This window comes from Cyanobium sp. WKJ7-Wakatipu, assembly GCF_024345355.1.
GTDB lineage: Bacteria > Cyanobacteriota > Cyanobacteriia > PCC-6307 > Cyanobiaceae > Cyanobium_A > Cyanobium_A usitatum.
Genome location: NZ_JAGQAY010000030.1, coordinates 24,682 through 31,587 on the forward strand (window position 1 = coordinate 24,682; position 6,906 = coordinate 31,587).

General features: G+C 64.3%; 9 protein-coding genes. 5 read left to right on the top strand and 4 right to left on the bottom strand.

Features of this window, described 5'->3' with window-relative positions; all coding sequences use genetic code 11:
• Positions 1-8 precede the first annotated feature (8 nt).
• Positions 9-839 (top strand): uroporphyrinogen-III synthase, encoded by an 831-nt coding sequence (locus tag KBY83_RS13035; protein ID WP_255019948.1) that lies wholly within the window; start codon positions 9-11, stop codon positions 837-839.
• On the opposite strand, the gene KBY83_RS13040 is transcribed toward KBY83_RS13035, so the two are convergent.
• The 3 genes from KBY83_RS13040 to zds all read right to left on the bottom strand — a co-directional run bounded on the left by KBY83_RS13040 (position 796) and on the right by zds (position 3,252).
• Positions 796-1,056: a hypothetical protein gene (locus KBY83_RS13040; protein ID WP_255019950.1), complete on the bottom strand. Its 261-nt coding sequence runs from the start codon at positions 1,054-1,056 to the stop codon at positions 796-798. The genes KBY83_RS13035 and KBY83_RS13040 overlap by 44 nt on opposite strands.
• 250 nt (positions 1,057-1,306) lie before the next feature.
• Positions 1,307-1,750, bottom strand: a complete 444-nt coding sequence (locus KBY83_RS13045; protein WP_254937830.1) for an SRPBCC family protein — start codon at positions 1,748-1,750, stop codon at positions 1,307-1,309.
• 8 nt (positions 1,751-1,758) lie between these two features.
• Positions 1,759-3,252: a 9,9'-di-cis-zeta-carotene desaturase gene (gene zds / locus KBY83_RS13050; RefSeq protein WP_255019961.1), complete on the bottom strand. Its 1,494-nt coding sequence runs from the start codon at positions 3,250-3,252 to the stop codon at positions 1,759-1,761.
• A gap of 98 nt (positions 3,253-3,350) precedes the next feature.
• Here zds and KBY83_RS13055 point away from each other — a divergent pair, with 98 nt between their 5' ends.
• The 4 genes from KBY83_RS13055 to KBY83_RS13070 are packed head-to-tail and all read left to right on the top strand — an operon-like array spanning position 3,351 to position 5,713.
• Complete coding sequence (locus KBY83_RS13055; protein ID WP_254999688.1) at positions 3,351-3,761, top strand: iron-sulfur cluster assembly accessory protein; 411 nt, start codon at positions 3,351-3,353, stop codon at positions 3,759-3,761.
• Between the two features lie 49 nt (positions 3,762-3,810).
• The gene (locus KBY83_RS13060; RefSeq protein ID WP_255019952.1) at positions 3,811-4,233 is read left to right on the top strand and encodes a M48 family metallopeptidase; all 423 of its coding nucleotides are present in this window, start codon (positions 3,811-3,813) and stop codon (positions 4,231-4,233) included.
• Positions 4,230-5,453 (top strand): lipid-A-disaccharide synthase-related protein, encoded by a 1,224-nt coding sequence (locus KBY83_RS13065; RefSeq protein WP_255019954.1) that lies wholly within the window; start codon positions 4,230-4,232, stop codon positions 5,451-5,453. Before KBY83_RS13060 ends, KBY83_RS13065 begins: the two co-directional genes overlap by 4 nt.
• A complete protein-coding gene (locus KBY83_RS13070) occupies positions 5,450-5,713 on the top strand; it encodes a hypothetical protein (protein WP_255019955.1) in 264 nt (87 codons plus the stop codon). The genes KBY83_RS13065 and KBY83_RS13070 overlap by 4 nt, the downstream gene beginning before the upstream one ends.
• Here the strand turns inward: KBY83_RS13070 and KBY83_RS13075 are convergent.
• Positions 5,670-6,605: a TIGR01777 family oxidoreductase gene (locus KBY83_RS13075; protein WP_255019957.1), complete on the bottom strand. Its 936-nt coding sequence runs from the start codon at positions 6,603-6,605 to the stop codon at positions 5,670-5,672. The two genes, KBY83_RS13070 and KBY83_RS13075, sit on opposite strands and share 44 nt — an antisense overlap.
• Positions 6,606-6,906 lie beyond the last annotated feature (301 nt).

Consider the following 6,906-nt stretch of genomic DNA (forward strand, 5'->3'; position numbering starts at 1 on the left):
CCCTGGCCATGGCTTCTGACTCCTATCTGAGCGGCCGCAGCATCGCCGTGACCAGGGCCGAAACCCAGCTAGGTGAAGCCCGTCGCCTGTTTGAAGCCGCTGGCGCCACGGTGGTAGACCTACCTGCCTTGGTGGTGACCCCACCAGATGAATGGGGGCCCCTCGACGATGCCCTAGCCGAGCTAGATGATTTCCACTGGCTGGTTTTTTCCAGTGGCAACGGCGTTGAGGCCGTGGAGCAGCGGCTGCGCCGCATCGGCCGCTCCCTGGCACGGCGGCCCAGCCACCTGAAGATCGCTGCGGTAGGCCGCAAAACCGCGGCGCAGCTCGAATCGTTGGGATCGCCCGCCGACTTCATCCCGCCCAGCTTTGTGGCCGACAGCCTGCTGGAGCACTTTCCCGTCTCGGGTTGGGGGCTGCGCCTTTTGCTGCCCCGGGTGCAGAGCGGCGGCCGCACCCTGCTAGCGGATGCCTTCGCCGCTGCTGGTGTCCGGGTGGTTGAAGTTGCCGCCTACGAAACCGGCTGTCCAGAGGGTTTACCCAGCGCTGCGGTGGCCGCCCTAGAGCAACGGCGCCTCGACGCAATCACCTTCAGCAGCGGCAAAACCGTGAGCCACACCTGCCAGCTGCTGAAAGGGGCTTTCGGGCCCACCTGGAGCAGCCAGCTGGAGGGGGTGGCCGTGGTTTCAATCGGACCCCAAACCAGCGAGCGCTGCCGGCAGCTACTCGGCCGCGTCGATGCTGAAGCCGATCCCCATGACCTGACCGGACTGGTGGAGGCCTGCGGCCGCAGCCTCAGATCTCGGCCGTCACCGCCTGCTTGCCCTGACGCAGGGTGAGGCGACCATTTTCAACATCGATGCTGGCCACGCTCCAACCCGCCGGCAGTAGGGGCGTGGTTCGGTAGTCCGTGGTTCTGTAGTCCGTGGTGCTGCCGCCTCTCTGACCGACCCGCAAGGTGCCGCTCTCCGCACCGAACTGCACCAGAGCCTCGGGGGTGCCGCCGGAGCGAATCACGCCGTTGAAGATCAAGCCAGGGGGGAGTCTCAGAAGCATCGGCCGGGCAGGGGAAGCTTTTGCAGGAGTCGCCAGGGGCGCAAATGGATCAACACGCCCAGATGAAACTGAAGCCACCACCTGGTTGGAGCTGGGCAGGGGTGTCAGTCCCGCCAAGGGAGCCGGTGCCCCAACAGGCGCTGGTGCTGGGGACGACGGCTGCGACTCAGGCGGCGAGGTTGCCTGAGGGAGCTTCCACCCAGCGCAGGAAACAAGCAGCAGGGCTGTAGCAATGGCAGGGCCGAGGAACTTAAGGGTTGCGGGTTTCAACGAGATCACGGAATCGGTCAAGATTGGCCTGAAGCTCCTTGGTCACAATTCCACCCAGAATGCTTGGTTCCATCAATGGTGCCAAGACCCCGGGCAGTTCATAGCTGACGCTCAGCTTGACCGCCGTGAGCTCGGGCGCCTGGGAGTAGAAGCGCACCGCACCCTTAGTGGGCAGGCCTCCCACCGACTCCCAGTGCAGTTGCTGGGCCTCAACCCGCTGGCTGATACGGGCTTTCCAATGGAAGCGGAAGCCCTGCGCCGCCAGAGTCCAATCAGTGAGATCGGGGTCGCCCGGCTCGGTTACAACCGACTCGATCCAGCGCATCCACTGGGGCATCGCCTCCAAGTCACTCCATACCTCCCACACCTGATCCACCGAGGCCCGGATCTCTGTGGTAACGCTGTGCTCAAGCCAACGGCCCATGGAATCTCCTACGAAACAGAGGTGTTGGTGGCCAGCGCAGCCTGGCTTGCCAGGATCGCCGCTGCGGCTAAGCGCCCACTCATGGTGGCGCCTTCCATCGAATCGATGTAATCCTGCTTGGTGTAACTACCGGCCAGATAAAAATTGGCTACCGGCGTGGCTTGCTCAGGCCGGTAAGGCTCCATGCCGGGAGCCTCGCGGTAAAGGGACTGGGCCAGCTTCACCACGTTGCTCCACACCAGCTTCAGGCCCACAGCCGAAGGGAACAGGCTTCGCACCTGGGCGTCGGTGTGGGCCACGATCTCTTCGGTTTTCTTGGGAATCCAGGGATCACCTGGGGTAAGCACGCACTGGAGCAAGGAGCCCTGCCCCTGCTTGCGGTAATCCTCGGGACTGGCCAGGGCCAGATCGGCAAAGCAGCTGAAGTCAGCGTCGGCGGTGTAGAGCAGGTTGTCGAGGCCAGCGGGGCTGCTGAGATCGGCTCGGGCGGCGGTGGCGGCGGCGCCATCACCGAGCTCGGTTACCCAGCCGTCATAACGAAGCTGCACGGTGGCCACCGGCACCGCATCGAGCTTGTAAATGTTGTCGAAAAGGGGCCAGCGGCGCCAGGCTTGGGGCAGCATTCGCTGAATACCAGGCACATCACAGGCGGCCAGATAGGTGTCTGCGACTACGGATACATCGCCCTCAGGGGTGCCGAGAGTGAGGCTGCTCACCCGGGTAGCGGGCTGGCCATCGACGCCAGCTGCCCCCTCCTCGAAATGCACCTCCGTAACCCGGTGGCGCAGATGCAGCCGGCCGCCGCGCTGCTGGATGTAGTCGAGAATCGGGCCCGTGAGCCAGCGGTGGGGCGAGCCTTTGAGCAGGTTGAGCTTGGAGGCCTCGGTTTTGGAGGCAAACATCATGAAGATCGTGAGCATGCAGCGGGCCGAGATCGCCTCGCAATCAATGAAGCCCAGGGCATAGGCGATCGGATTCCACATCCGCTTAATGCTCTGCTCACTGCCGCCATGGCCCACAAACCACTCCTGGAAGCTGATCCGATCCAGGGCGCGGATCGTCTTCATGGCCCCCTCGTAGTCCACCAAGCCGCGCACGATTGGGCTGGTGCCTAGGGCCAGGGCATTGCGCAGCTTGTCGATCCAGTCGAGCTGGGGAGTGGTGAAGAAGGCCTTCAAGCCGTTGAAGGGAGCGCCAAGGGCAAAGCGAAAGTCGAGCTCCCGGAGATCGCCGCCAGTATTCACAAACAGGTGGGTGTGGTCCTTGGGCAGCAGGTTGTCGATAGCCCCCACCTTGCGCATCAGGGCGAAGAGGTTGGCGTAGTTGAAAAAGAACACATGCAGCCCCATCTCAATGTGGTTGCCGCCCTCATCCACCCAGCTGCCCACCTTGCCGCCCAGAAACGGTCGGGCCTCGTAGAGATCCACCTGGTGGCCGGCATCCACCAGATCCACCGCCGCAGATAAACCGGCCAGTCCCGCTCCCACGATGGCGACCTGCACCCTTTCAACCCTCATTAGTGCGCTGACTCTATGGAGACACTCCGCCAGGCAGCGAACGGGGAGCCTCCATACAGTGGTTGCAACTGGCGTAGATCTTGATGAGTACCGAAACTGTCACTGCTGTTGCAGCCCAGGCCCAACCCACCTTCACCGCCAAAGACGGGAAGGGGATCCTGATCACCGAACCGGCCATGAAGCAGCTGGGGGCTCTGATGAACCAGCAGGGCGAGGCCAAGGTGTTGAGGGTGGGCGTGCGCTCCGGGGGCTGCAGCGGCATGAGCTACACGATGGACTTCATCGATGCCAGCGCGATCCAGGGCGATGACGAGCACTACACCTACGAACCCGCCGATGCTCCCAGTTTCGCGGTGGTGTGCGATCCCAAGAGCCTGCTCTACATCTACGGAATGCAGCTGGATTTTTCCAGTGCCCTGATCGGCGGTGGCTTCAACTTCACCAACCCCAATGCCAGCCAGACCTGCGGCTGCGGCAGCTCGTTTGCGGTGTAATGACCGTCGGGTGGCAATCTGAGCAGATGACCAGGCAAGCCGCCTCCCTATGACCTCAGCAGACGTACCGTCCCTGTTCGAGCAGGCCATGCAGCGCTACCAGGCGGGAGTGGCACCGGCTGAATTGATCGATAGCTTCATCGCTATCACCGAGCAGTCCCCCAACCAGTCGGCGGGATGGACCTGCCTGGCATGGCTGCAGCTGCTCGATGAGCAGCCCCAAGCCGCCCTGCGCTCCGCCAAAACCGCCGTGCGCCTTAACCCCCAGGACCCCCAGGCCCGCATCAACCTGAGCCTGGCCATGCTGGAAACGGGCGCCAAAGGGGTGCGCGAACACGTCGAAATTGTGCAGCGGGTAATGGCAATGGCGCCGGAGATGACTGGCGACCTGCATAAGTCGATCGCCGATGGCCTAGTGCGCAAACCAGGCTGGAAGGCCATGGAGAAGCTGAAGGCCTGGCTGGCGGGTTGAAACCGGTTCTGCTACTCAGCAACGGCCACGGGGAAGACCTCAGTGGTGCCCTCGTAGCTGCCGAGCTGATGCAGCGGGGCATTCCGGTTGAGGCTCTGCCCTTGGTGGGTCACGGCAGCCCCTATCGCCAGCGGGGCGTGCCGGTGCTGGGCCGCACCCGCAGTTGCAGCACGGGCGGCCTCGGCTACACCAGCCTGCGCGGACGGCTCAGCGAGCTGCTGGAAGGCCAGATGGGCCATGTGCTCGGCCGGCTAATGCTCCTGCGCCGCCGCCGCCGCCACTACGGCCTGGTGGTGGCCGTGGGCGATGTGCTGGCGGTACTGGGGAGCTGGCTCTCGGGCCTGCCCAGCGCCGTTTATCTAGTGGCTTACTCCAGCCACTACGAAGGCCGCCTGCGCCTGCCCTGGCCCTGCGGCTGGCTGCTGAACCAAGCAAGCATCAAAGCCATCTGGAGCCGCGATTCCCTCACCGCCAACGACCTCAGCCAGCAACTGAACCGTGCCGTGGTCTTCCTCGGCAATCCCTTCCTCGACGTGGTGAGCGCCGCCACAAGCGAATCACTGCAGCTGCCGGCGTTGCAATTGGAGCTGGCGCTGGTGCCAGGCAGCCGCCTGCCGGAAGCGGCGCGCAATTTCGCTCTGATGCTGCGGGTGCTGGCCCTGCTGCCCGAGGAATGGGCGCGCAGCCAGCCCCTGCGGCTTCGCGCCGCCCTGGTGCCTGAGCTCGACGGCAGTCGCGTTGCCAAGCTGGCCGGCCCACTTGGCTGGCGGCTCGAGGCAAGCGACCGGCTGGTGCGCGGCCCCCTGGCAGTTGAACTTGGCTGGGGCCAGTTTGGGGAGATCTTGACCTCCTCCCAGCTGGTGCTGTGCATGGCTGGCACCGCCGCCGAACAGGCCGTGGGGCTAGGCAAACCAGTGCTGCAGCTGGTGGGACAGGGCCCCCAATTCACAGCGGGCTTTGCTGAAGCCCAGCGCCGTTTGCTTGGCCCAGGCGTGCGCTGCGCCCCCGGCAGCAGCGGCAGTGATGCATCCCTGAGGGCCAGTGCCCTGCTAGCCCAAGGCCTGCTGGAGCAGCAAAGCGATCACAAGCAAGGACCAGCCCTACGCCAGTCCCTGGCCGCCATTGGTCTGGAGCGAATCGGCGCGCCCGGCGGCAGCCAGGCGATGGCAGCGGCGATCATGGCAATGCTGTGCCCTAATCAGGCCTCTGAGCTGCCATGACCACACCTACCCCCCCCAGCTTGCTGCAGCAAATCAAGGGATCGATGGACACCCTGCTGGTGGTGGATGTGTTTGTGGTGATTGCCGGGGCAATTTGGTTTGCCGTGGCCGTAACCCTGCACAGCCAGCACATCGAAGCCCCCCTGGAGTTGTTTCAGCGGCTGTGGGAACCGCTTTTTACCCCGGCAATTGGCTTGTTGATGGGAGCTGCCCTGCTCAGCGGGGTGCTGGGTTGGTGGCAGCGGCGAGGGCAGCGCTGAGCTGGGGATACTGAAAAGTGAATCCCTGGGCCAGTAAGCGCTCGGGCAGCACCTGCTGGCCCTCCAGCACCACCTGGGCCCCGTCGCCAAGCAGCAGCTGCAGGATCGGCCCCGGCACGGGCAGCAGGCTGGGACGGCCTAGGGCCTTGCCTAAGGCACTGGCGAACAGGCCCATGGTGGTGGCTTCCGGGCTAACGGCGTTGTAGACCCCGCTGTAGGCGCCATCTTCAAGGGCCGTGGCGATCAGGCGGCAGAGGTCGTGGCGATAAATCCAGCTCATCCACTGGCGTCCGGAACCCACCGGCCCGCCGAAACCCAAACGGAAGATGGGCATCATCTTGCCGAGGGCGCCACCATCGGGGCCCAGCACGATGCCGATGCGCAACTTCACCAGCCGGCAAGCAGCTGGAACCTGATCAGCGGCCGCTTCCCAGCGCTGGCAGATCTCGGCCAGAAAATCGCCACCGGCTGGGCTGGTCTCGCTGAAGCGCGTCTGCGCACTGGATCCGTAGAAGCCCACTGCTGAACCATTAACCAACACGGCGGGGGGCTGCTCCAGCCGCGCCAAGGCAGCCACCAGCAGCTCAGTTGTGCGAACGCGGCTTTGCAGCAACAGCTGACAGTGGCCAGGGGTCCAACGACGTTCAGCGATCGGCTCACCGGCGAGGTTCACGACACCCTCCGCCTCAGAGAGGGCCCTATCGAGGCCGTTATCAGCCCAACTGGCCGCATCGGCCGGATCTAGGCGTATGCAGGCCAGTCTCTTACCAACCAGAGCCGGAAAGGGCTGGGACTGACGGCTCACGAGGGTCAGCTCATGGCCCAGCTCGAGCAGAAAAGGCACCAGCTCGCGACCTACAAACCCCGAACAACCCAGCAGCAGCAGCCGCATTTCAGACCTAACAGCTTGAGGGAGGCTAGGCGGTTGCAACTAAGACGAGAGCGGCGTCCCATGGAGTGGTGTAACTCAGGGGGGTCTGTGACCCTGTTCGGAGCACTACCACCAAACCGAACACAGACCATGACCCTTACCCATAGTGGCGCCTCCGAGCTGGCTCAGCTCATCGAGGGCACCACCGCTGGCGCCCTGATCCCTGAGATCGTGCGCCGGGGCTTCCAGGATCTGCTGGAGGCCGAGGTCTCCGCTGCCATTGGAGCCACTCGCCATGAACGCTGCCCTGATGAGCGATCCA

Excerpts from the sequence above, each read along its gene's own strand:
- KBY83_RS13035 (WP_255019948.1), top strand. The coding sequence starts at position 9 with ATGGCTTCTGACTCCTATCTGAGCGGCCGCAGCATCGCCGTGACCAGG.
- KBY83_RS13040 (WP_255019950.1), bottom strand. The coding sequence starts at position 1,056 with ATGCTTCTGAGACTCCCCCCTGGCTTGATCTTCAACGGCGTGATTCGC.
- KBY83_RS13045 (WP_254937830.1), bottom strand. The coding sequence starts at position 1,750 with ATGGGCCGTTGGCTTGAGCACAGCGTTACCACAGAGATCCGGGCCTCG.
- KBY83_RS13055 (WP_254999688.1), top strand. The coding sequence starts at position 3,351 with ATGAGTACCGAAACTGTCACTGCTGTTGCAGCCCAGGCCCAACCCACC.
- KBY83_RS13060 (WP_255019952.1), top strand. The coding sequence starts at position 3,811 with ATGACCTCAGCAGACGTACCGTCCCTGTTCGAGCAGGCCATGCAGCGC.
- KBY83_RS13070 (WP_255019955.1), top strand. The coding sequence starts at position 5,450 with ATGACCACACCTACCCCCCCCAGCTTGCTGCAGCAAATCAAGGGATCG.
- KBY83_RS13075 (WP_255019957.1), bottom strand. The coding sequence starts at position 6,605 with ATGCGGCTGCTGCTGCTGGGTTGTTCGGGGTTTGTAGGTCGCGAGCTG.